The organism is Xanthomonas hortorum (genome assembly GCF_024339125.1).
Lineage (GTDB): Bacteria > Pseudomonadota > Gammaproteobacteria > Xanthomonadales > Xanthomonadaceae > Xanthomonas > Xanthomonas hortorum.
Window position 1 is genome coordinate 2,150,786 of sequence record NZ_CP101417.1, and the last position, 22,360, is coordinate 2,173,145.

Here is a 22,360-nt window from a genome sequence, read left to right on the forward strand (position 1 = left end):
ACCCATACTACCTAAGGAAGGTCTGAACAATGAGGCCTGAGAGTGCGGGATGTCGCATCGTTCCGGAGAGTCGCGTTTGGATCTTCGGATTTTTCGCAATTTCTGGAGCTTTCCTTGGGAATTCCCCGGGTTACAGGCGCACGCTCCCCATCGTCGGCAGTAACTGCTTTCGCTTCATCCACAGGTTCGATAGCGCAAACAAGGTCAGCACCTGCGCGGTGTTCTTGGCCAGGCCGCGATAGCGGACCTTGGTGTAGCCGAACTGGCGCTTGATCACCCGGAATGGATGCTCCACCTTCGCGCGCACACTGGCCTTGAAGTGTTCCCAACGTCTTTCCCGAGCACGCTCGCGCTTGTTGCCGAGGGCTTGCATCGTCGAGGGCCTGGCGGCGATGAAGAATGCAGCCTTGCAGGCCTGCAGTTCTTCGCGTTTGTCCGCACCGGTGTAGCCGCTATCGCCGAACACGCTGTCTTCTTTGCCATGCAGCAACGTGTGCATCACCGTGACATCGGCGACGTTGGCGGCTGTGCAATGGACGTGGTGCACCAACCCGGAAAATTCATCCACGCCGATGTGCGCCTTCATCCCGAAATACCACTGATTGCCCTTCTTGGTCTGATGCATCTCAGGGTCGCGCGCGTTGTCGGCATTCTTGGTCGAACTGGGCGCCGCGATCAGCGTCGCATCGACGATCGTGCCCGACCGCAGGCTCTGGCCCTTACGCGCCAGATGCGCGTTGACCGCTTCCAGCATCCGCGCGGCAAGGCCATGGGTCTCCAGCAGGCGGCGAAAGTTGAGAATCGTGGTCTCGTCCGGAACGTTGTCCAAGCCACCGAGCTGGGCAAAGCGCCGCAAGGTCGGAATCTCGTGCAGCGCTTCTTCCATCGCCGGATCGCTCAGCGCATACCACTGCTGCAGCAGATGAATCCGCAACATCGTCGCCAGTGCGTACGGCTGCCGACCTGGCCGCCCCGACACGGGATAGTGCGGCGCGATCAGCCCGAGCAGTTGCTGCCACGGAACCACCTGCTCCATCTCGGCCAGAAAGATCTCCCGCCGGGTCTGCTTGCGCTTGCCCAGGCCCTCAGCGTCACCGAACGTCAGTTGCATGGATCACTCCTCAACATGAGGCGGGTAGTGTCGCGTATCTGTGGTGCGTTGTTCAGAGGTTCCTTAGCTGATCTTTCGTCGTGCATGGCGATGGTGTGAAGAAAAAAGCCCGGGCATGCCCGGGCTTTTCTACTTCGCGTCCCTGACCGGTGATCAGCTCAGGTCGCAATTGCTCGGCTGCGGCCAGGTGGTGGCAGGCAGCATGGCCTTGACGGCGGCCGGAGCGGTGATGCCGATGGCGCTGGCGCCGTACAGGTCTTCCAGTTCGTCGATGCTGACGATGTAGCTATCGAGCGAACCGAGCGTGGCACTGTTGGGAATCAGCCAGCTGATCGCGCGCGTGCCGCCGCCCGGGTTGGCGGTGATGATCGTCTTCCAGAAGAAATCCGGGGTGCGGATGCCGTGGCTGGTCAGGAAGTAATCGTTGGTGGTGTCGCTGTAGATCACCCCGCCGTAGACCTGCACGCTGGCGATGTCGCGGTAACACTCGGCCACGTTTTCGGCACGCACCCAGATGCCCTGGTTGAAGCTGGCCACCTGCGGCACGATGTTGGACATCAGGTTGGCGCGACGGATGTAGGTCGCGTTGTAGTCCATGTGGTTGGAGGTCACCAGGTGGCCGCGATCGTAGCCGGTGCGCACGCTGGCGTAGGAGGCAGTGGAGGTCTGGCCGGCGCAGCCGCTGGGCAGTTCGGTATCCAGATTGAAGCTGGACGGACGCGCCGCCGAGCCGGTATCGGCCTGCAGGACGTATTCGTAGCGCAGCGCGGTGTGGTTGGTGCAGTCGTAGCTCAGGGTGTAACCGCCCTTGTTGAGGGTGACGACCTGTGCATTTGCGGTGGCACTGAAAGCGGTGAGAAGCAGAACGGCGAAGAAGGTCCTGAAGCGCATGGGAGTGAATCTCCTTGGAATCATTCGGACGCACGAAGCCACCGCCGGCTGCCGGTGAGCAGATCGACGTTCAGCGGAACGCGCGCTGGAAGGGGGACAGGTTGGCTCGGTGGTTAGCGAGCGCAACAGCTATCTCACGCAAATGTTTCTTGTTGGTGACGTAGGCGTGAGGAATGTGCACTCGCACCACTTTTTTCGATAAAAGTGTGATGTTTATCAGGATTTTTCGTGCATACGGCACGCAGGCGATAAGTGATTGGTTATGCCCGGACCGGGCAGATGCGCGTCTTAACCGTGCTTTCTGCAATAGCGCGCAATCAGCAATGCGCTGTGGGTAACGTCGGAGGACCACTGACGTGAAGGTCAGGAAGTACGCCAGCTTCGGCTGGCCCTGTCGGCAACGCAGGGGCACTCCTCGATGGGAAGGGGGCGGCTCGCCGGGCAACATTGCCGGATCACCACATCGCCTCAGCTTGGCATTCGCATGATCCCAAAACGAAAAACCCCTCGTCTGCAGTGCGTGCAGAGAGGGGTGTCGAGCGTGTGGTGAGGCGTTCGGTTCGATCGATCGAGCGACCCGCTATGCGACGTGTCGTACCAGCTGCTGTTCGGTGGCAGGCGCCAGTTGGAACTGCGAGACCAATTGCGTGAGCGTGCTGGATTGCTGCTCCATCGCCCGTGCCGCAGCCATGGCTTCTTCCACCAGTGCCGCATTCTGCTGCGTGGTCTCGTCCATCTGGATGACGGTCTGGTTGACCTGCTCGATTCCGGCCGATTGCTCGCTGGAAGCTGCAGTGATCTCGCCCATGATGTCGGTGACGCGATTCACGCTGGCAACGATCTCGGTCATGGTGGTGCCGGCCTTGCGCACCAGTGCCGAGCCTTCGGCCACCTTGCCCACCGATGCATCGATCAGCCCCTTGATCTCCTTGGCCGCACCGGACGAGCGCTGTGCCAGGGTGCGCACCTCGCTTGCCACCACGGCAAAACCGCGGCCCTGCTCGCCGGCACGTGCGGCTTCCACCGCCGCGTTCAAGGCCAGGATATTGGTCTGGAACGCGATGCCGTCGATGACGCTGATGATCTCGGCGATCTTCTTGGACGAGGTTTCGATACCCGACATGGTGCCGACCACCAGGCTGACCACCTCGCCACCTTGCGAGGCCACACCGGCAGCGCTGCGTGCAAGCGCGTTGGCTTGACGGGCGTGTTCGGCGTTCTGCTTGACGGTGGCGGTGAGTTCTTCCATCGAGGCAGCGGTTTCTTCCAGGTTGGCGGCCTGCAACTCGGTGCGCCGCGACAGATCCTGATTGCCGGCGGCAATTTCGCCGGCAGCGGTGTCGATCTCCGAGGACGAATGCTGGATGCGCCCGACGATATCGGTCAGGCGGTCCACCGTGGTGTTGGCATCGTCGCGCATGCGCGCAAAGACACCGGAAGAAGTGCCGTGCATGCGTGTGGTCAGATCGCCGCTGGCAATGGCCTGCAACACCTGCGACACCTCGCCAAGACTCCTGTCCGAGGTGCTCATCAAATGATTGAGATCCACCACGATCTGGCGGAAATCATGTTCGAACGCGGTCTCGTCGCCACGTGCGCTGAAGTCGCCCGCCGCCGCAGCCGCGGCCAAGCGCTTGATCTCGCCGTTGATGGACAACAGGCTGGCCCGCACATCGTTGATCGATTGGCTGATCACCGCTTTTTCGCCCGGCAACGGTGCCAGCTGCTGCGACAGATCGCCTGCGGCATAGCGTTCTGTCAGCGCAACGATCTGCATGGTCACTGCGAGATGGCTGGATACCAGCGTGTTGCTGGCGCGCACCATGCTGCCGAATTCGCCGGGAAATTCCTGCTCGGCAATACGGTGGCTGACCATGCCGGCCTCGTGCTTGTCGCCCATCTCCGTCTGCGCCTGGATCACGCGACGCAGCTGACGCTGCATGCTGTCCATCGCCTGCAGCAGTTGGCCGACTTCGTCGTTGCGGTCGATCGAGATGGTGTTTTCCAACTTGCCCGACGACACCGCATGTGCAATGCCGATGGCACGATTGAGCGGCTGGGTGATGGCACGTGCCACGATCCAGCCAAAACCAATGCACACCACCGCGCCGACCAGGCCCAGGATCAGGCCGCCCATGCTTGCGGTGACCGAGCTGTCCAGCGCTTCCTGCACGGTGCCGCGGAAGCGTGCATCGGCGCGCTTCTGCATGGCGGTCAGGGTGGTGCGATAGGTCTCCAATGCCGGTGCCATCGCGCTCATCTGCTGCGCATCGGGTTCGCGCTGCTCCACGAACGCCGCAGCCACGCCATGCGCCAGGCTGTAGTACTGATCGAACTCCTTGCCCAGGCGTGCCAGCTCTTTTGCATTGGCCGGGTCGGCCTTTTGCAATTTTACGTACGAGCCGTGGATCTCGTCGGCCACCGGCTTGGTGGCCGCCAACATATCGGCATCGCCCGCAGCGGCGGCGCCATTGAGCCCGTTGATGAGCTTGTCCAGCGCCGCCACGTTGCGCGTCATCGCATCGAGCATGGGGAAATGCACGTCGCGCACCGCTTCCAGACGGTCGTTGTTGCGGTGAAACACCAGCGTACTGAAGGCCACATAGCTCGATAGGCAAAGGATCGCCACCGCTGCCGGCATCAGGATTTTCCAGAACAACGGTAGCGACAGAATACGTCTCATGACTTGAGTCTCGAGCAGGTGGCGGGTCACGGCTTCAGGACGACCTTGACGCTGGCGTCCACTGCACTGGCACTGATGTAACCGATGGCACCCGGTGTGGCCGCAACCGCCTTCTTGACCGCGTCATCGCCGCTGACACGCTTGGGACGCTGCGCCTTGCCGGTGAACATCAGCTGCGACCAATACGACTTCAGCTGCGCCGAATCGCGCGAGGCCACTTTCTTGTAGAACTCATCGCGGGTGGCGACGCCTTCTTCCTGGTCGATCGGCACGGCCGCGCCGCCGCCGGGCAGGCTGTTGGATTTGGCCAGGAAGATCTGCGACACCTGCGCAGCGCTCAGGCTGTCCGGGCCGCCCTTGGCCGACATCACCACCACAACATCGGCATTGGCACAGAACGCGGTCAGCGATAACGCAGCAAGCAGGGAGACTGCAAAACACTTGGAAATGGTCATGGGGGCTCTCTTAGAACACGAAGTCGACAGACGCCGACAGCAGGTTGTAGCTGCCGCCCGGACGGAAGCCCGGCTGGATGTTGTTCAACGACCCGAACGAGCCCGCGTTGTTGTTGATGTGGCTGGCCTGCAGCTTGAACGCGACGCTCTCACGCGCGTCCCAACGCAGCGCAGCGGTGAAGCTGTGACGGCCGCTTTCGGCCTGCGCCAGGGCGCGTGTCATCACCCCGACCGGATCCTGGCCGGGGGCGATGGTCGGGCCTTTGCGATCGACATTGGCATAGGTGAGCGACGGCGTCAGCGTGCCGAAACGCCCGCCCACACTGAGATAGCCGGAGGTGGTCTTGCCGTTAAGCGAAGGCGAGTAATCGGCGCGAATCACTTCGCTGCGCAGGAACCAGTTGCCCGGATCGTAGGCGTAGCCAACGCTGGCAAAGCTGCCGTCAACGCCATAGGTGGTCAGGCGATCGGCCAGCGCAGGATTGATGCGCTGATAGGCCGAGAACAGGCGGTCCAGCTGCGGGGTGTCGAAATCGGTGGTGCCCACGATGTAGGCGGCGCGGAACGTCGACGCACCCGATTCCAGGCCCAGCGCCAGGCCGCGCATGGCGTACACATCGGCCTTCTTCGAATTGATGCGGCCGTAAAAGCCCTGCACGCTGACCACGCTCTCGCCCGCATTGATGGTGTACACGCCTTCGACGCCGTCCATCGGCAGCAGGTAGTTGTAGACCTCGTAGGGCGGACGCACCCAGGGCGTGGCGTAACCGACGCGCTGGTACTCCGAGAGCATGTACAGCGGCGCAGTGATGCGGCCCAGGCGGGCGGCGAACTGCGGGCCGAACTGATACTTCACATGCGCCAGCGTGACCTTGGGATCGTAATCGCCGCGCTCGGCGTACTCGCTGGTCACCTGCAATACGCCGGTGAACTTCTCGGTGAAGTTGGCATTGACCTGGCCGGCGATGCGCGAGTCCGGACGGGCCGAGATGGAGTGACTGGCGCCTGCGCCTTCTTCGGTCTGGATGTCGGGCGTGAAGTCGGCCTGGTCCTCGGTCGAATGCACTACGCCCAGCGTGCCGAAGCCGCTGAAGGAAAACATCGCGTCCTGCTGCGCATAGGCGCAAGTCGACGAAACCAGGGCAATGGCGCCACTGAGCAGTTTGACGGTGAGTTTCATTGAAGCCCCTGCTGAAGGTTTGATGGGCGCAGCGCCATCGGCGCGCGTCGGCAAAACGGTGACGGGCGTCGCAACGCCCAGATCCCCGGTAGCGGCCGTTCGCATCGTTGCTTTAGCGGGACTTTTACAAATCGATGGACTACTTAAAAATCCGCAGACACTACAAAAATGGACGATAGTTTTGCCCTATCGAGGCGGCTGATCTGGCTGCTTAAAACAGCTGGATGATTATCTGCGGACATAATCGTCCGTCGTTGGTGCTTGCAGGTTGCCTGCGCGACAAGTCGTGGATTGATAAGGGCAACAGAGGCATCGCGGGTACCTGGGAAGGCGCCTGCCGCACTGTTCTCGAGCGCGCGATAACAAAAAACGCCACGCGCTGGCAAGCCAGGCGTGGCGTTTTTATTCAGTGACTTTGATCGAACGTGCTAATGATTTATCGCTAGTCGTCATGCCGCCATTGAAAACGTTATCAGCGGCAATCAGATGTGGCCGGTTAACGGCCGCAGAGTGACTGAAACCGCTTACTGCTGCTTCGTCGGCAATGCCGGCAATGTGACCACCACCTTGATCTCGAACCGAAAACCAGCCAGCCAGGTCACGCCCACTGCGGTGACGGTGGGGTAGGGCGCCGGGCCCCAGTAGCTGACCCACTTTTCCCACATGGCCTCGAAGACCACTTCCGGGTTGACCATGAACAAGGTGACGTCGACGACGTCCTGCGAGGTGCAACCGGCCGCTGCGAGGATGGCATCGAGATTGTCGAAAGCGCGGGCGATCTCTGCGGCCAGCTCCGGTTCCGGCGAGCCGTCTTCGCGGCTGCCGACCTGGCCGGCGACAAACAACAAGCCCTCGGCGCGCACCGCCGGGGAATAGCGATGGCGCTCATACAGGGCGTGGCGCCCTCGCGGAAAAACAACGTCACGTGTTGCCATGGGATCTCCATCAAGCGTCGAGTCGGAACAGACAGCCACGGTAGGCGCTTGCACGCCTGCGATAAATCGGCAACCCCGGCCAACACTATTTGTAGAATCCAAACAATCTTTGGGTTGGGAGCGGCGATGGATCGGTTCGACGCGATGCAGGCGTTTGCGCGTGTGGTTGAGACCGGCAGCTTTACCAAAGCGGCCGAGACCTTGCACATGAGCCGGGCCAGCGTGACCCAGTTGGTGCAGCAGCTGGAGGCACGCCTGCGCGTGACCTTGCTCAACCGCACCACGCGCCGGGTGCATGTCACCGCCGATGGCGCGGCGTACTACGAGCGCGTGCTGCGGCTGCTGGCAGACATGGACGATGCGGAGACCAGCCTGTCCGATGCATCGGCGCTGCCGCGCGGGCGCTTGCGCGTGGATGTGCCCAGCCCATTGGCGCGCCTGATCCTGATGCCGGCGCTGCCGACATTTCATGCGCGCTATCCGGATATCCAGCTGGATATGGGCGTGAGCGATCGTCGCGTGGATCTGATTGGCGAGAACGTGGATTGCGTGGTGCGCGGCGGCATCATCACCGATCAATCGTTGATTGCGCGCCGTGTGGGCGACCTGCAGGCGGGTGTGTATGCGGCGCCAGCGTATCTGCAGCGGCTGGGCATGCCGGCGCACCCGCAGGAGTTGGAAAACACCCAGCATCGCTGTGTCGGTTTCATGCGTTGGAGCAACAACAAGACCGTGCCCTATGTCATGCAGCGCGGCAATGAAGCGGTGAATCTGCAGGGGCGTTACGTGGTGGCGTCCGACGATGGCAACGCCTATCTGGCCGCAGGCCTGGCCGGCATGGGCGTGCTGTGGTTGCCGGTGTACATGGCCAGGGCGCATGTCGCCAGTGGCGAGCTGGTGCAACTGTTCGATGACTGGTCACTGGAGCCGATGCCACTGTCGATCGCGTTCCCGCCCAACCGGCATGTCAGCGCCAAGCTGCGGGTGTTTATCGATTGGGTGATTGCGTTGATGGCTGAGCATGCACCGGTGGGGGCGCCTGCACTGCGGTAACGGGCTGATGCGACAGAAACGCGCACTGCATTGCCGATCCCACACGATGGAATCGGCAATGCCGATGAATCATTCTGCCAGCTGACGCCGCACCGGATAACGCCAGCCAGTGATCGCCGCATACGGCGAGCGTGCATAGATCCATTGCAAGCGTGCATCGCCATCGGCGCGGAAGGCGGCATCGTCGGCGAGCTTGCGTTCGAACGCGTCGCGCAGGGCCGCATCGCTGCGCAATACGCGCTCTGTGAAGTCCACCAGCTCGGTGCCGTACAAGCCGCTGTCGGGGCTGCCGGCATTGCGGAAACGTCCGCTGGCCAGCAGCGAATCGCTGCTCTGCGGCTCCAGCAACGCGGCCGCCAACATGCGCATCGGTTGATCTGCAGGCACGCGGATGCTGCCGGCGGCGAAGGTTTCGTGCATGTGCTCGGTGTGCGGTGTGTGGGTGCCGGCTTCCTTCACCACGCGGATTTGCTGCACGTTGATCTGGCGCGGTTGCTGCAAGCGTTCGAATGTAATGCCGTGTGCCTTGAGCAGTTCGACCACATCGTCGTTGCCGGGCGGAATCCACCAAGCGAGCGGGTAGCGCACCGCCTGGGTCTGGCGATAGCCGATCACCGGCATGGTCCAGGTTTCGTCGCGGCCTTCCCAACGCAGCTCCTGCCGGCCGGACACCGGCGACAGCGCGCGGGTATAGCTCACGCCCTTGAACGGCACCTGGGCGATCGGCTGTTGCAGGCGTTCCCAGGCAACCATCAATTCCTGCGGGCGTGCGGCGCGATCGGCGCGCTTGGCTGCATCGATTTTTTTTGCATCGCGGCCGACCACGCGCAGCGCTTCTTCCAGCAACACGTAGTCGCCGAGCACGCGCTGCCGGTACGACTTCAAACGATGGTTCTCCACCAGCACGGTGGGGATGCCGGCAAAGTCGCCGTAGCCGGTGGAATAGCGCGGGCCTTCGGGTGCGTAACGCAGGCCCGAGCGCGGTTCGTCTTCGTCGATCAGGCTCGGGTAGATCGCAGGCTCATGGCCCTGGCTGCGCAGCGCGGTGTTCATTGCCGGCGTGAAGCGTTGCTGCAACCAATCGGCAGTGGCGCGCGAGCGTGCATAGGTGCCCCAACCGGCGAAGGTAAAGGTGATGTCGTACTGATGATCCAGCCCGCCGCTGACATGCAGATCGATGTAGAGCGCCGGATCCAACCGGTGCAGCAACGCGACCATCGCGCGCGTTTCCGGCGCTTCCAGGTTGAGGTAATCGCGGTTGAGGTTGATGCCGCGTGTGGTGGTGTTCCAGCCCATCTGTTGCGGGCCGCGCAGGGCGGCGCCGATCAGCGGGCCGCGTTGTTCGTGACCATCCACATTGAAGATCGGCACGAACACGAAATCGACCTGGTCGAGCAGGTGGTCCTTGCCACGTTGGGCGATATCGCGCAGCAACATCAAGCCTGCGTCCTTGCCGTCGATTTCGCCGGCATGGATGGCCGCCTGCGCCAGCACCACCGGCTTGCCGGGTGCGCCCTTGTGCGCGCGCACCAGCAACAGATCGCGGCCCTCGCTGCTCTTGCCGAATACTTCCAACGACAGCAGCGGCGAGGCGGCGACCAGGCGTTCCAGCCATGCGCGCGTTTCGTCATAGCTGGGCGTGCTGGCGAAATCGTTGCGCTCCACCGGTGTGCTCCACGGATCGCCCGGCTTGACGATCAATGCCTCGCTGGCGCCATGCCAGGCGCGCACCGGCGGCAGCGGCGCGCTGGTGTCGATGGACTGCGCGTTGACCTGTGCGGCGGTGAACAACGTTGCTGCGAGCAAGCTGGCGCAGGCGTGCCGGCAAGTGCGGGCTGCGTGAGTGGTGGCAGCGCGGGCGGGCGCGTGCTGATTGCGTGGAGGGGCAGGTGAGCCGTGCAGGCAGGAGGGACGCGTATCGGAGGTCATGTGGGGCGTAGGGGTCTTGATCGAAGGGGAAGAGCGCGGCGCTGCGCAGGCACCTGCATCTAATGTGATAACATATCATTTCAGTAGGCGAGCTTCCTTATCATGCCCTTCAGCGCTACACCGACCCCCGCGATTTCCGTCAGCAACCTCCACGTGGCCTACCGCGGCCGCGCGGTGTTGCAGGGGCTGAATCTGCAGGTCGCGCCGGGCAGTGTCTATGCCTTATTGGGCGGCAACGGCGCCGGTAAATCCTCCACGCTTTCCACCTTGCTCGGTTTCGTCAAACCCAGCTCCGGCAGCTTGCTGGTGGATGGCATCGACCCGGTCGCCAACCCCGGCGCCGCGCGTGCGCGGCTGGCCTATCTGCCGGAAAACGTCGCGCTCTACGAGCATCTGAGCGCAATCGAAAATGCCGATTACCTGCTCGCGCTCGCCGGCCAACGCCGCAGCCAGGCCGAGATCGGCCAGGCGTTCGCCGCTGCCGGTCTGCAACGCGAAGCCTGGAGCCAGCGGCTGGCGGGGTTTTCCAAAGGCATGCGCCAGAAAGTGGCGATCGCGGTCGCCACCTTGCGCCAGGTGCCGGTGCTGCTGCTGGACGAGCCCACCTCCGGCCTGGATCCGCGCGCCATCGCCGACTTCAACCGCCTGGTCAGCAGTGTGCGCGAGCGCGGCGGTGCGGTGCTGATGGTCACCCACGACCTGCTTGGTGCGGTGGATGTGGCCGACCGGATCGGGTTTCTGGAAAACGGACGTATTGCCGAAGAAATCGGCGCCGGCGACAGCGGCTTCGATGTGCGCACCTTGCATGCACGCTTCGCGCGCCCGCAGGATCAGGCTGCATGAGCGTTGCCGTATGAGTCCTGTGCTGTTGGTCGCGCGCGAAGAACTGCGCTTCATGGCGCGCAACCGTTCCGCCGCCATCGGTGTGGTGTTGCTGATGCTGCTCACGCTGGTGGCGGCGTTGACCGCTGCGCATCATCAACGTGAAGTGGCCGAGTTTCGTGCACGTCAGCAACTGGCCGCGCAGCAGGCCTTCGAAACGCAGCCGGACCGCCATCCGCATCGGGTGGTGCATTACGGTCACTTCATCTATCGCCCGCTGCCGGCTTTGGCCGCGTTCGATGCGGGCGTGGATGCGTTTACCGGCAACAGCATGTTTCTGGAAGGCCATCGCCAGAACACCGCCAATTTTGGTGACGTGCGTCAGAGCTCGCTGCTGGTGCGTTTCGGTCAATTGACGCCTGCCTTTGTGCTGCAGGTCTTGGCGCCGCTGATGCTGGTGTTTCTGGGCTATGGCGCAGTGGCGCGCGAGCAGGAAACCGGCACGCTGCGTGCGTTGTTGTTGCAGGGCGCGACGCGCCGACAATTGTTCGGCGGCAAATATGTCGCGCTCGCCGCGGTGGCCGCTGCGTGCCTGTTGCCGGCCTTGGTCGGGCTGGTGCCCATCGCGTTGTTGCCGGGCCAGGCGCTGCGGGTCGCACTGCTGGTGCTGGCGTATGCGGTCTATCTGCTGGTGTGGTGCGCGCTGGTGCTGGCGGTGTCGATGCTGTGCCGGCGCGGCCGCGATGCGTTGCTGGTATCGCTGGCGGTGTGGGTGTGGCTGGCCTTGCTGGTGCCGCGCGTGGCACCGGATGTGGCCAGTGCCGCGTATCGATTGCCCACGCGGCTGGAAACCGATGTGGCGATCCAGCGCGATCTGCGCACGCTCGGCGACAGCCATAACCCGGACGATCCGCACTTTGCGCAGTTCAAGCAGCAGACCCTGACACGCTACGGCGTACAGCGCGTGGAAGACCTGCCGGTGAACTACAAGGGCCTGCTCGCACTGGAAGGCGAGCGGCTCACATCGAGCCTGTTCGAACGGTATGCCGCGCGTGATTCGGCCATCCAGCAGGAACAGAATCTGCTGGTGCGCACGTTCGCCCTGCTGAGCCCAACGGTTGCCCTGCGCGAACTCTCGATGACACTGGCGGAAACCGATCTGCGCGCACATGAGCGCTTTCTTATCCAGGCCGAGCGTTACCGTTACACGCTGGTGCAGCAGCTCAATCAAATGCAGGCCGATTCCGTGAGCATGGCCGACGACACCGCCCAGGATGCGGGCGCCGACCAGCGCAAGCGCATCTCCTCCGCGCATTGGCATGAGATTCCGGTGTTTGCCTTCCAGCCCCCGGCCACGACAGAGGTGCTGCGTGCCGCAGGCACTGCGCTCGGTCTGGTCGGTGCCTGGCTGCTGGCTGCGCTGTGCATGCTGATCGCAGCCGGCCGGCGTGTGGGAGTGGCGCGCTGATGGTGCTGTGGAAGTACGAACTGCTGCTGTTGCTGCGCGCACCTGCCGCGATGGCCGGATTGCTGTTGCTTGCCCTGTTGACGGTGTGCAGCCTGATCTCCGGCCAGCACGTCATCGCTGCGCAGCGCGACAACATCGCAGGTATCGCAGCGCTGCAGCAGGAAGACATCGCAGCGGTGGAGGACTATGTGGCGCGCACCAACGACGCTGGCAGCGCGGCTTACTACAGCTTCCACCCGACCTGGGATGTCCCTTCGCCATTGGCATTCGCCGCAGTGGGCATGCGCGATGTCTCGCCGTACATCCTGCGTGTTCGCGCGCTGGGGCTGGAAGCGCAGATCCACGATGGCGACAGTTACAACCCGGAGCTCGCATTGGCCGGGCGCTTCGACTACGCCTTTGTGCTGGTGTTTTTGCTGCCGTTGTTCGTCATCGCGTTGCTGTTCGATCTGCGCTCGGGCGAACGCGAGGCCGGGCGCGCACGCATGCTGGCCGCGCTGCCGGGTGCCGGAGCCGCGTTGCTGGTACGGCGCGTGGTGGTGCGTGCCGCTGCGGTGCTGGTGTGCCTGAGCGTGCCGTTTGCCATTGCCGCGAGCCTCAATGCAGTGCCGCTGCTGCAACAACTCGCGGTGCTGGCACTGAGCTGCGCCTATCTGCTGTTCTGGGTGTTGCTGGCGGTGCTGGTCGGGCGCATCCACTGGCGCCCCGCCGCGCATGCCACCGCCTTGGCGAGCTGCTGGGTCGTCTTGGCACTGGTCGCACCGGCGCTGGCGCATGTGGCGATCAATCAGGCGGTGCCGGTCAACCAAGGCAGCGAGATCGCGCGGCTGCAGCGCGAGGCGGTCAACCACGCCTGGGATATTCCGCGGCAGGACACCATGCTGGCCTTCTACGCGCAGAACCCGCAGTGGGCAGATTCTGCGCCGCTGACCAGCGCGTTCCATTACAAGTGGTATTTCGCCTTCCATGAAAACGGCGATCAGCAGGTGGCGCCGCAGGTTGCGGCGTATCGGCAAGGCCTGCAACGACGCGAAGCGCTGGCGCAGCGTGTGGCCAGCGTATTGCCGCCGGTTGCATTGCAGGCGGCGTTGACGCGCCTGGCAGGTACCGATCTGCGTGCGCAATTGGCCTATCAAGATCGCATTCGCGCCTATCACCAGGCGTTGCGGACGTTCTACTACGGCTATCTGTTTCGCGACCGGCCATTTACGCGCGAGGACTTCGGGCGAGCGCCGCGTTTCGATGCAAGGGCCGATCCCTCGTCATAGCGGCCGTTGCGTTTCACCCATCACCTTTGGTTCTTTCACTTGCGACCCGGGCATTGCGTGCCTGGGTCCTTCAGGAGTCCTGCCCGATGTCCGTGTTCTCGTCGCGCCAACGCATGCCACACACCGTGCCGTTGCTCAGCATGCTGGCCTGCGCATGCGTCATTGCCTGCGCCGACGCACACGCCGCCGAGCCGCAGGCGCGCGATCTGGATGCGGTACAGGTGCGCAGCCAGTACACGCCGTACCGCGCGTTGAGCGTCACCGGCGCCACCAAGACCGATGCGCCGTTGCGCGATCTGCCGATCAGTGCGCGCGTACTCGATCAGACCTTGCTGGAGGATGCCGGTGTCAACGATCTGGCCGGCGCGCTGGAGATGGCCAGCGGCATCACCAAGGCCAATAACCTGGGCGGTCTGTGGGACAGCTACTCGATGCGCGGCTTCACCGGCGACCCGAATTTCAGCTCGGATTACATGGTCAACGGCTTCAATGCCAGCCGCGGTTACAACGGCCTGCGCGATGCGGCCAACACGCAAAGCATCGAAGTGATCAAGGGCCCGGCCTCGGCGTTGTACGGGCGCGGCGAGCCGGGTGGGGCAGTCAATATCGTCACCAAAAAGCCCTTGTTTCAGCCGCAGCACAGTGTGGATCTGTCCGCAGGGCGCTTCGACAGTTATCGCGCTGCGGTCGACAGCACCGGCCCGCTGGGCGAGAACCTGGCCTATCGCCTGAATGCGATGTACAAGGATCAGCACAGCTTCCGCGACACCGTCGATAGCGACAACACGCTGCTGGCGCCGTCGTTGTTATGGATGCCCACGCCCGATACCACGGTGTCGTATGAGCTGGAATTCGTGCGCATCCACGCGCCGTTCGATCGTGGCGTCACCGCCATCGATGGCGATGCCAATCGGCTGCCGGCGTCGCGTTTTCTGGGCGAACCGCGCGATGGCGATATCGATCTTCACTCCACCGGGCACCAGGTGTTTGTGGTGCACGGCTTGAATCAGACCTGGTCGTTGCAGGGCGGGGCGACCTATCGCGACAGCGGCATGCGCGGTTTTTCCACCGAGCCATGGACGCTGCAGGCCGACGACCGCACGCTGCGCCGCGAGCGTCGCTACCGCGATTACCAGGGCCGCGATATCGCCGGGCGTGCCGAATTGCTCGGCACCTTGCAGGCGGGCAGCGTCACCCACAACGTGTTGTTCGGTGTCGATGGCAATCGCTTCGACGACAGCCGCTTTCAGCAGCGCGCACGTTCGGCCGCCACGCCGTACAGCATCGATGTGCTTGCACCGCAGTACGGTGTGGCTCAGCCGGGGCGGCTGGCCACGATCACCGACACCGAAGAGCGGCAACAGGTGTGGGGCGTGTATGCACAGGATCAGATCGATCTTGGCGCGCGCTGGAAGGCCTTGCTCGGCCTGCGCTACGACCACTATCAGCAGGATCTCGACAACCAATTGCGCGGCACCACGCAGCGCGCCTCCGATGGCGTGGTCAGCCCGCGCGCGGGCGTGATCTTCCATGTCGACGATGCGTTGTCGCTGTATGCGAGCGCGGCGGCGGGCTTTCGCCCCAACAGTGGCGTGGGGGCGGACGGGCAGAGTTTTGCGCCGGAGAAAAGCCGTTCGCTGGAAACCGGTTTGAAATACGTGCAGCCCGGCGATGGCCTGGAAGCGACGCTGGCGGCATTCCGCATCGACAAGAAAAACGTGCTGAGCCTGGATCCGGCCGACACCAGTTTTTCGCTGCCGGTGGGCGAGATGCGCAGCCAGGGTGTGGAGCTGGATCTGCTCGGGCGGCTGACCCCGCGCCTGGCCGCATCGGTGGGCCTGGCCTACACCGACTCGCAGGTGACGCGCAGCAGCGAGGCCGCCGCCGTTACCGGCCTGGCCGAGGGACGACGTTTTCCGAATGTGCCGCGTTTCAGTGGCAATGCCTTCGTCAACTACGAGCAGCCGTTGACCGACAAGCGCAGTGCGGCGGTGGGCGTGGGTGTCTCGCATACCGGTGAGCGGCTGGGCTCGGTGGATAGCAATACCGATTTCGTGCTGCCTGCGTATACCGTGTGGCGCCTGGTCGGCCACTACGATCTGAGCGAGCGGCTGCGCCTGTATGCCAAGGTCGAAAACTTCACCGACCGCCGCTACGCCGCGTTCTCGTACAGCGAGCAATGGGTGTATCCCGGCGCGCCACGCAGCTGGACGGTGGGTGTGCGGTTGCGGTTCTGAGACGGACCGTGGGTTCGATCGGTTGCTCTTAGAGCGGCTAACAAAACGTAGCGAGCGGTCGTCAGTCGTCTTGTTAGTCGCTCTTAGCTGCGACGCGTGGACGGACGCTTGCTGCGCTTCTTGCCAGGCGCGGCGGGTGCGGCGTCATCGCTGGCCAACGCGCCGCCGTTGTGCAGTTGCTCCAGCCACGACAGCGCGTCGACATAGCCGAGGAAGTGCTGCAGATAACCGGGCGAGCATTCGCGCATCAGGCTGATGCAGCGATGCACCAGCACGCTGGAATTGAGCGGGCCGGCGTCCTTAGGGGCGTCCTGCAGCGATTGCCGCACCTGGCTGGCGGTGCGCACGGTGGTCCAGGTGCGGCGGAAATCCTCCAGCGCCGGCAGCTCGGGAAACAGCGTGGCATCGAGTGTGGCGGTCTTTCTGCTGTCCACCTCCATCAACGCCGCATGGCCTGCCATCTGGTCGGCCAACGCGCCAAGCGCGCTGCGTTGCAACGGCTGCGCGGTATCGGTAGTTGCACGACGGCGCGCTGCTTTCTTGATTGCCGCCGCATACGCATCGATCAAGTTGCGCAGCTTTTCTTCCAGCACTTCGCGCACCGCATCCGCCTGCGTGCCGGCACGTGCTGCCAGTGTTTCCATCAGATGGAAATGCACCGGATCCAGCTGATCGGCACCTTGCTCGCGCCAGCGCTCCAGGCGCGCGTGTGCGGAGGTCGCCTGCGTGCTCATCGCGTGGTTGCGGCCGGTGTTGGCTGTGACGTGGCGGAAGCGCGCGAGGTGGAAGGACGCGCAATCGGTGCAATCTCCACACGCCGGTTCCTGGCGCGGCGCGTCTCATCGGCATTGGAATCCACCGGCTGTTGCGAGCCGAACGCCGCAGCGAACACTGACGAAGCCGGCACGCCCTCGGCGATCAATGCGCGGGTCACGGTGAGCGCGCGTTGCGCAGACAGTTCCCAGTTGTCGGTGTAGCGGCGATTGCCGCCCAGCACCGGGCGATCGTCGGTAAAGCCGCTGACCATCAGGATCTCTTCGCGTGAGCTCAGGTACTCCTTCAACGGTGCGGCCAGCGTCTTCAGCACCTCGCGGCCTTCCGGCTGCAATTGGTCGGAATTGAAGGCGAACAACACATTGCCGCGGATGCCGATGCGGCCATCGACCAGGGTCACGCGGCCGGCGGCCAGCGGTGCGGCCAGGGCCTGCTCCAAGGTCTTGCGGCGTTGCGCTTCGACCTGACGCTGCTTGACCTCTTCGTCCAGGCGGCTGGAAAGCTGCAATTGCACGCCGATCACCCCGACCAGAATCAGCACGAACGCACCCAGCAACACCGACATCAGGTCGCCGAAGGCGGCCCAGATCGGTGTACCCGATTCGCCGTCGATGTCGATCTCATCGCTCATGCCGTGGTGGCCTGGCTACTATCGGCATCGCTGCGACCGCGATCGAGCTGACGCAGTTCTTCGATGATCTGCTTTTGCGAGAGCATGCTGAGGTCGACCACCTCGCGCGCCTGTGCCACGTAATACGCCAATTGATCGTCGCTGCGAGCGAGCGAGGCATCCAGTGCGCTGGCCACGTGTTGCAGGCGCTCGTTGAGCTCACTGGTGGAGCCGCTGAACAACTGCACCGCCATGCCGAAGGCTTCACCCAGGCTGGCCACTTCCACCGCGCTGCCGCTGACATGCGCGGCCACTGCGCCGAGCTTGCCGGTCTCGCTGCCGATCTGTTCGGTGAGCTGGGTGCCCACGCGTTGCAGCAGATCGGCCGAGGTGGTGACCAGCGCATCCACCGCTTCGCGTTGTTCGGTGGAGGCGTGATTGACCGCGTTGAGCAAGGTATCCAGCGTGGCGAGCAGCTTGCTGCGCTCTTCCAGCATGGCGGTGTCGCGCACCATGCTCTCGGACAGGTTCTGGCGCAGCTCGGCCACCACGTCGGCGGCGGCCTTGGGCGCTTCGGAGGCGATCTGCATCAGCCGCGACACTTCGGTAATGGTGGCGCTGGCCTGCGCCTGCGCCTGCGTGGACAGCTCGCTGGCGGTGCTGGCCAGGGTGTCGCAGATCGCCTGTTGTTGCTGGGTCACGCGCTCGCCGGTGCGTTCCCACTGCGTGCTCAGGTCCGCGCTCATCGCGGTAAAACGCTCGCTCCACAGCGCCAAGCGCTGGGTGTCGCGGGCTTCCAGTGCGGCCTGCAGGTCGGTATGCGATTGCTGCAAGGTGCCGACCAGGGCAGCGGCATGCGCATCGAAGCTGGCGGTGGCGGCAGCGAGTGCGTTCTGGTGTTGGCTTGCCAATGCCGCGCTGGCGTCTTGTTGCTGTGCCAGTGCGTCGGTCCATGCACTGGCCGTCTCGTTGCTGGACTGATCCATGCGCTTGGATACTGCATCGACCAAGGCGCTGGAACGCGCATCGAAGGTGCTGGCGAACTGCGTGAGCGTGGTCTGCAATTCCTGCGTGAGCGCGTGATTCGAACGTTGCTGTTCGGCCACTGCCGCGGTCCACGTGGCGGCTGCAGCGGCGGTGCTGGTTTCCAGGCCGCTGCTCAGGCCATCGAGTTGTTGCTGCACGGCCTGCTGCACGCCGTCCTGCAGCGCCGTGGTCTGCTGCGCAAGTTGCTCAAGCGTGGCGTGCAATCGCGTGCTCAACGCTGCGCTTGCGCGTTGCTGCTCGGCCAGCACTGCCGCCCAGTTGTCTGCAGTGGCGGCGTTGCTGCGTTCAAACCCGTCATTGAGTGCGCTCAACTGCTGCTGCACCGCCTGCGTCACGCCGTCCTGCACAGCGATGCTGCGCTGATCGATCTGTTCCAGCGTGTGCCGCAGCTGCTCGGTGAGCGCTTGCTGCGCACGCTCTTGTGCGGCCAATGCGGTTTGCCACTGCTCGGCTGCGCTCTGCGCACCGGCCTGGAAGCCTGCGTTGATGCCGTGCAACTGCTGCTGCACGGCCGTGCCCACGCCATCCTGCAATGCGGTGGTCTGCTGGGCGATCTGCTCCAGCGTGGTCTGCAGCTGCGCATTGAGCGCGTGCTGCGCGCGTTCCTGTGCAGCCAGGGCGGTGGTCCAGTGCTCGGCCGCTGCGCTGGCGCTGTGCTGGAAGCCGCTGGTGATGCCGTCCAGCTGCTGCTGCACGGCGTGCGTGACGCGCTCCTGCAGCGCGGCGGTGTCGCGCGCGATGCTGGCCATGGTGGCTTCCATCGCCGGCTGCAAGGCCGCGCCTACCGCGCGTGCGCTCTCTGCCACGCCAGCCTGCAGCGATTGCTCCATCGCCGTGGCCAGGCGCGCATACGCCGCTTCGCTTCTGGCGTGGAACTCGGCCTGCTGTGCGGCCAGGCGTTCATCGGCGGCGATGCTTTGCTGTTCGATGCTGCTCATCAGCGTTTGCAGGCGATCGATCAGCGTCGGCATCAAGGCGCTTTGCTGCTGCTGCAGCTTGAACACTTCGCCACGCTGATGCGCGTCCGAGTGCGGATGCAGTTCGGATGCGATCTTCAGATCCAGCCGCTGCACAACCTGCAGCCGCTCGCGCCGGCACAATGCCGACAACAGCCCCAGCATCGCCGAGGTCGCAACGCCGGCAATCGAGGTGCCGAACGCGAACGCCAGGCCTTCCACTGGTGCCGCCAGCGAGCCACGAATGGCCTGCAGGTCGGTGGCGCTTTGCAATGCGAAGCCGGTGCCCTTGAGCGTGGCCATCATGCCGAGCAAGGTGCCGAGCATGCCCAGCAACACCAGCAGGCCGACCAGATACGGCGTCAGCACCGGTGCGGACAACGCCACGCGCTCGCCCTTGATGCGCAGGCGCACCGCGTTGCGCAGGCTTGGATGCAGACGCTCCAGCCACTCGCTCAATGCCGATGGCGCGGTGGTCAGCGCCGCAACGGCTTCGTCCAGCGTCGCGCTAGCCTGGCGATAGCGGTACAGCTCCAATGCGCCGGCCACATAACAGGCGCCGATCACCGCTGCGATGCAGGCGCCCAGCGGATTGGAGCCGAGATAGCCGATGCCGACCCAGCAAACCGCCAACAGGCCGACGAGAAACACACACAGGTGGACGAGAGTTCTGAACATGAGGTCCCAGTTAGCGGGTACGAAGCGCTGCAAGCAGGCCTTCGATCGGGTGAAAACGAACATCCAGCTCGGCGAGCAACACGCTCTGCATGTCTTTGCGAAACACATCCAGCCAGCCATCGGAGACTGCGCGTGAAGGGGGATCGCTATCGGCTGGCGAATGTTGGGTTTGCGCGGCATCGCGCAGACGCTCGAAATGTGTACCGAGCAGGCTCGGCACGGTGTTCAACAAGCTCTGCTCGCGCGGGCTCAGGGTGAGTTCCATTGCCGCATCCACTTCGGCCAGCCGCGCCATCTCGCCGGATGTCAGCGCCAGCATGTCGCGCAGACGGCCACGCAGATCGCCGGTGGCGGTGCGCATCGCGCGTTGCATGGCGAGGTAGTGCTGCCGGAAGGGGGCGTAGTCGGGCATTGGGGCAGGCGCGTTGAGATCGGCGGCATTGCGCGCCTCGGCACGCAAACGCACGACCAGCGCATCCAGATCGGCCACGCTGCTGGTCGCCAACCCGGCGCGCACGCGGGCGCAGGCCTGGGCATCGGCAGGACGCGGCTCGGGGAGATCGTCGGTCTCGGGCAGCTTGCCATCCAGCGCCTTGGACACAGCCACCGCGCGCGTCCAGTCGATCCACTGGCTCAGCCGGTCGGCAAGCGCGTGGTTGGACTGGGCAACGTGGACGTCGCTGAGGCGAGCAAGCAGGCGAATGAACGCCGGGCCCGAGAGGGGCGCCCGTGGAGAAACTTTCGCCATTCTTCCGATCAAAGACCGCGCATTTTACACGGGAATGTGCGCCATTCGGCGCTTTGCATGGCAGTTGCGGGCCTGCCCGCAGGGCCGACCCTGGCGGCATTCAGCCGGCCTGGTGTGAGGGAGCGAAAGGGACTTCGGCGCGCACTGTTGCGTCAGACCGGGCGCGCAGCACCCAACGACAGGGCCGTCTGCGGCGGTATCCGGCTCGGCACGCTTTCGTGGCCACGCGCATCGAGCGAAACCACAGCTGCGGGCCAGATGCGCCTGGCCCGCAACACCCTCCTTCAACGCCGGGCGCGATGCACCAACGGAATCAGCACCACGCCCAGCAGCGCCACCGCAGCGGCCACATAACCGATGCTGCCCAGCCCCCAGGCCGGAATCACCAGCCCGCCGATGATCGCGCCGATGCCGATGCCGGCATTGGCCGCCGACACATTGGTGGTGCCGGCCAGCGCCTGCGAATGGGTCACCGAGTTCATCACCCGCACCTGGCTGATCGGAAACAGCGCGGTATAGGCAATGCCCCAGACCGCCAGGGTCAGAGAGAGCAGCACCCCGGTCTTGGCGAGCGGCACGCACAACGCCATGCCCAGCGCGAGCAGCAGCAGGAACACCGCGGTGGCGCGCAGCGGCGAGCGATCCACCACCCGGCCGCCGAGCCAATTGCCGATCAGACCGATCGCGCCAAAGCCCATCAGCCACCAGCCCACGTTCGCCGCCGGCACGCCCACGCTGCGTTCCAGTAGGTCGGCCAGATAGGTGTAGGCGGTGAACATGGCGGTGAAGACCACGACCGACAGCGCCACATTGGCCAGAAAAAAGCGCTCGGTGAAGATGCCGGCCTGCTGGCGCAGATTCACCCGTGCGCTGCGGGCCACCGTCGGCATCCACACCGCCAGCGCGGCGGCCATCGCCAGCGACAGGGCGGCCAGAATCCAGAACGCGCCGCGCCAGCCGATGCTGTTGGCCGCCACCGTGCCCAGCGGAATGCCGAACAACAACGCCGCCGAAATGCCCAGATACACCCGCGATACCGCGCGCCCGGCGTGCCGCGGCCCGGCCAGTTGCCCGGCGGTCTCGCTGGCGGTGCCCCAGAACACCGGCAATGCCAGCGCCGGGATAAAACGCGCGAAGGCCAGCACCCAGATGTTGGGCGCCAAGGCGGCCACCGCGTTGGAGACCGCAAATACCAGCAGGATCGCGATAAACAGGCGCTTGCGATCCACGTGCGACAGCCACGCGGTCAGCGGCGGGCCGAACAGCATCACGGTGAAGGCGAACAGCGTCACCAGCTGGCCGGCGGCGGAAATGGAAATTTCCATATCGCGCGCAAGGCCGGGCAGCAGCCCGACGATCAGGTATTCGGTGGTGACGATCACGAACGCGGCAAACGCCAGGATGAAGATCGCCAGCCCGCTGCGCGTGGTGGCCGGCGCGTTGGTGGCAGACGCGGTGGACGTGGTGGAACGGACAGCAGACATGGCATGCGCCGCAGTGTGGGCTGGCCATGAT

At 64.3% G+C, this 22,360-nt stretch carries 18 protein-coding genes; 6 read left to right on the forward strand and 12 right to left on the reverse strand.

Annotated features, from left to right (window positions below; translation table 11 throughout):
- Positions 1–130: 130 nt before the first annotated feature.
- The 5 genes from NMB96_RS09020 to NMB96_RS09040 form a co-directional block, all read right to left on the reverse strand.
- Positions 131–1,111, reverse strand: coding sequence for an IS5 family transposase (locus tag NMB96_RS09020; RefSeq protein WP_183086603.1), 981 nt, complete (start codon positions 1,109–1,111; stop codon positions 131–133).
- A 153-nt stretch (positions 1,112–1,264) separates the two neighbouring features.
- Positions 1,265–2,002 carry a DNA/RNA non-specific endonuclease gene (locus tag NMB96_RS09025; RefSeq protein ID WP_006449698.1) on the reverse strand — a complete coding sequence of 246 codons (738 nt, stop codon included), beginning with the start codon at positions 2,000–2,002 and terminating at the stop codon, positions 1,265–1,267.
- Positions 2,003–2,582: 580 nt separating this feature from the next.
- Positions 2,583–4,715, reverse strand: coding sequence for a methyl-accepting chemotaxis protein (locus tag NMB96_RS09030; RefSeq protein WP_183086907.1), 2,133 nt, complete (start codon positions 4,713–4,715; stop codon positions 2,583–2,585).
- The gene (locus NMB96_RS09035) at positions 4,712–5,140 is read right to left on the reverse strand and encodes a type 2 periplasmic-binding domain-containing protein (protein WP_023905351.1); all 429 of its coding nucleotides are present in this window, start codon (positions 5,138–5,140) and stop codon (positions 4,712–4,714) included. Before NMB96_RS09035 ends, NMB96_RS09030 begins: the two co-directional genes overlap by 4 nt.
- 10 nt (positions 5,141–5,150) lie before the next feature.
- Complete coding sequence (locus tag NMB96_RS09040) at positions 5,151–6,320, reverse strand: hypothetical protein (RefSeq protein WP_183086906.1); 1,170 nt, start codon at positions 6,318–6,320, stop codon at positions 5,151–5,153.
- Here NMB96_RS09040 and NMB96_RS09045 point away from each other — a divergent pair.
- Positions 6,310–6,522: a hypothetical protein gene (locus NMB96_RS09045; RefSeq protein WP_152025594.1), complete on the forward strand. Its 213-nt coding sequence runs from the start codon at positions 6,310–6,312 to the stop codon at positions 6,520–6,522. The genes NMB96_RS09040 and NMB96_RS09045 overlap by 11 nt on opposite strands.
- A gap of 322 nt (positions 6,523–6,844) precedes the next feature.
- Here NMB96_RS09045 and NMB96_RS09050 read toward each other — a convergent pair whose 3' ends face one another.
- Positions 6,845–7,255, reverse strand: coding sequence for a Rid family hydrolase (locus tag NMB96_RS09050; RefSeq protein ID WP_023905349.1), 411 nt, complete (start codon positions 7,253–7,255; stop codon positions 6,845–6,847).
- Between the two features lie 126 nt (positions 7,256–7,381).
- Here NMB96_RS09050 and NMB96_RS09055 point away from each other — a divergent pair, with 126 nt between their 5' ends.
- On the forward strand, positions 7,382–8,308 hold the full coding sequence (locus NMB96_RS09055; RefSeq protein WP_023905348.1) for a LysR family transcriptional regulator: 927 nt from the start codon (positions 7,382–7,384) through the stop codon (positions 8,306–8,308).
- 69 nt (positions 8,309–8,377) lie between these two features.
- Here the strand turns inward: NMB96_RS09055 and NMB96_RS09060 are convergent, their stop codons facing one another.
- Complete coding sequence (locus NMB96_RS09060) at positions 8,378–10,237, reverse strand: M14 family metallopeptidase (RefSeq protein WP_043889490.1); 1,860 nt, start codon at positions 10,235–10,237, stop codon at positions 8,378–8,380.
- A 102-nt stretch (positions 10,238–10,339) separates the two neighbouring features.
- Between NMB96_RS09060 and NMB96_RS09065 the strand changes: the two genes are divergently transcribed.
- The 4 genes from NMB96_RS09065 to NMB96_RS09080 all read left to right on the forward strand — a co-directional run bounded on the left by NMB96_RS09065 (position 10,340) and on the right by NMB96_RS09080 (position 16,032).
- The gene (locus NMB96_RS09065) at positions 10,340–11,080 is read left to right on the forward strand and encodes an ABC transporter ATP-binding protein (RefSeq protein ID WP_023905346.1); all 741 of its coding nucleotides are present in this window, start codon (positions 10,340–10,342) and stop codon (positions 11,078–11,080) included.
- A 10-nt stretch (positions 11,081–11,090) separates the two neighbouring features.
- Positions 11,091–12,527, forward strand: a complete 1,437-nt coding sequence (locus NMB96_RS09070; RefSeq protein WP_255086707.1) for an ABC transporter permease — start codon at positions 11,091–11,093, stop codon at positions 12,525–12,527.
- Positions 12,527–13,795 (forward strand): DUF3526 domain-containing protein, encoded by a 1,269-nt coding sequence (locus NMB96_RS09075; RefSeq protein WP_255086708.1) that lies wholly within the window; start codon positions 12,527–12,529, stop codon positions 13,793–13,795. The genes NMB96_RS09070 and NMB96_RS09075 overlap by 1 nt, the downstream gene beginning before the upstream one ends.
- Positions 13,796–13,881: 86 nt before the next feature.
- Complete coding sequence (locus NMB96_RS09080) at positions 13,882–16,032, forward strand: TonB-dependent siderophore receptor (RefSeq protein ID WP_255086709.1); 2,151 nt, start codon at positions 13,882–13,884, stop codon at positions 16,030–16,032.
- Between the two features lie 83 nt (positions 16,033–16,115).
- On the opposite strand, the gene NMB96_RS09085 is transcribed toward NMB96_RS09080, so the two are convergent.
- The 5 genes from NMB96_RS09085 to NMB96_RS09105 form a co-directional block, all read right to left on the reverse strand.
- Positions 16,116–16,766 carry a DUF2894 domain-containing protein gene (locus NMB96_RS09085; protein WP_255086710.1) on the reverse strand — a complete coding sequence of 217 codons (651 nt, stop codon included), beginning with the start codon at positions 16,764–16,766 and terminating at the stop codon, positions 16,116–16,118.
- Entirely contained in the window at positions 16,763–17,437 is a 675-nt protein-coding gene (locus NMB96_RS09090) for an OmpA family protein (RefSeq protein ID WP_255086712.1), read from the reverse strand. Before NMB96_RS09090 ends, NMB96_RS09085 begins: the two co-directional genes overlap by 4 nt.
- A complete protein-coding gene (locus tag NMB96_RS09095; protein ID WP_255086713.1) occupies positions 17,434–20,097 on the reverse strand; it encodes a DUF802 domain-containing protein in 2,664 nt (887 codons plus the stop codon). Before NMB96_RS09095 ends, NMB96_RS09090 begins: the two co-directional genes overlap by 4 nt.
- Positions 20,098–20,107: 10 nt before the next feature.
- Positions 20,108–20,845 (reverse strand): DUF3348 domain-containing protein, encoded by a 738-nt coding sequence (locus NMB96_RS09100; protein ID WP_255086714.1) that lies wholly within the window; start codon positions 20,843–20,845, stop codon positions 20,108–20,110.
- A gap of 284 nt (positions 20,846–21,129) precedes the next feature.
- Positions 21,130–22,329 (reverse strand): MFS transporter, encoded by a 1,200-nt coding sequence (locus NMB96_RS09105; RefSeq protein WP_255086715.1) that lies wholly within the window; start codon positions 22,327–22,329, stop codon positions 21,130–21,132.
- Positions 22,330–22,360: the final 31 nt, after the last annotated feature.

Bases quoted from the DNA above. Each gene is read 5' to 3' on its own strand.
- NMB96_RS09020 (WP_183086603.1), bottom strand. From the start codon at position 1,111: ATGCAACTGACGTTCGGTGACGCTGAGGGCCTGGGCAAGCGCAAGCAG.
- NMB96_RS09025 (WP_006449698.1), bottom strand. From the start codon at position 2,002: ATGCGCTTCAGGACCTTCTTCGCCGTTCTGCTTCTCACCGCTTTCAGT.
- NMB96_RS09035 (WP_023905351.1), bottom strand. From the start codon at position 5,140: ATGACCATTTCCAAGTGTTTTGCAGTCTCCCTGCTTGCTGCGTTATCG.
- NMB96_RS09040 (WP_183086906.1), bottom strand. From the start codon at position 6,320: ATGAAACTCACCGTCAAACTGCTCAGTGGCGCCATTGCCCTGGTTTCG.
- NMB96_RS09050 (WP_023905349.1), bottom strand. From the start codon at position 7,255: ATGGCAACACGTGACGTTGTTTTTCCGCGAGGGCGCCACGCCCTGTAT.
- NMB96_RS09055 (WP_023905348.1), top strand. From the start codon at position 7,382: ATGGATCGGTTCGACGCGATGCAGGCGTTTGCGCGTGTGGTTGAGACC.
- NMB96_RS09060 (WP_043889490.1), bottom strand. From the start codon at position 10,237: ATGACCTCCGATACGCGTCCCTCCTGCCTGCACGGCTCACCTGCCCCT.
- NMB96_RS09065 (WP_023905346.1), top strand. From the start codon at position 10,340: ATGCCCTTCAGCGCTACACCGACCCCCGCGATTTCCGTCAGCAACCTC.
- NMB96_RS09070 (WP_255086707.1), top strand. From the start codon at position 11,091: ATGAGTCCTGTGCTGTTGGTCGCGCGCGAAGAACTGCGCTTCATGGCG.
- NMB96_RS09075 (WP_255086708.1), top strand. From the start codon at position 12,527: ATGGTGCTGTGGAAGTACGAACTGCTGCTGTTGCTGCGCGCACCTGCC.
- NMB96_RS09080 (WP_255086709.1), top strand. From the start codon at position 13,882: ATGTCCGTGTTCTCGTCGCGCCAACGCATGCCACACACCGTGCCGTTG.
- NMB96_RS09085 (WP_255086710.1), bottom strand. From the start codon at position 16,766: ATGAGCACGCAGGCGACCTCCGCACACGCGCGCCTGGAGCGCTGGCGC.
- NMB96_RS09090 (WP_255086712.1), bottom strand. From the start codon at position 17,437: ATGAGCGATGAGATCGACATCGACGGCGAATCGGGTACACCGATCTGG.
- NMB96_RS09095 (WP_255086713.1), bottom strand. From the start codon at position 20,097: ATGTTCAGAACTCTCGTCCACCTGTGTGTGTTTCTCGTCGGCCTGTTG.
- NMB96_RS09100 (WP_255086714.1), bottom strand. From the start codon at position 20,845: ATGGCGAAAGTTTCTCCACGGGCGCCCCTCTCGGGCCCGGCGTTCATT.
- NMB96_RS09105 (WP_255086715.1), bottom strand. From the start codon at position 22,329: ATGTCTGCTGTCCGTTCCACCACGTCCACCGCGTCTGCCACCAACGCG.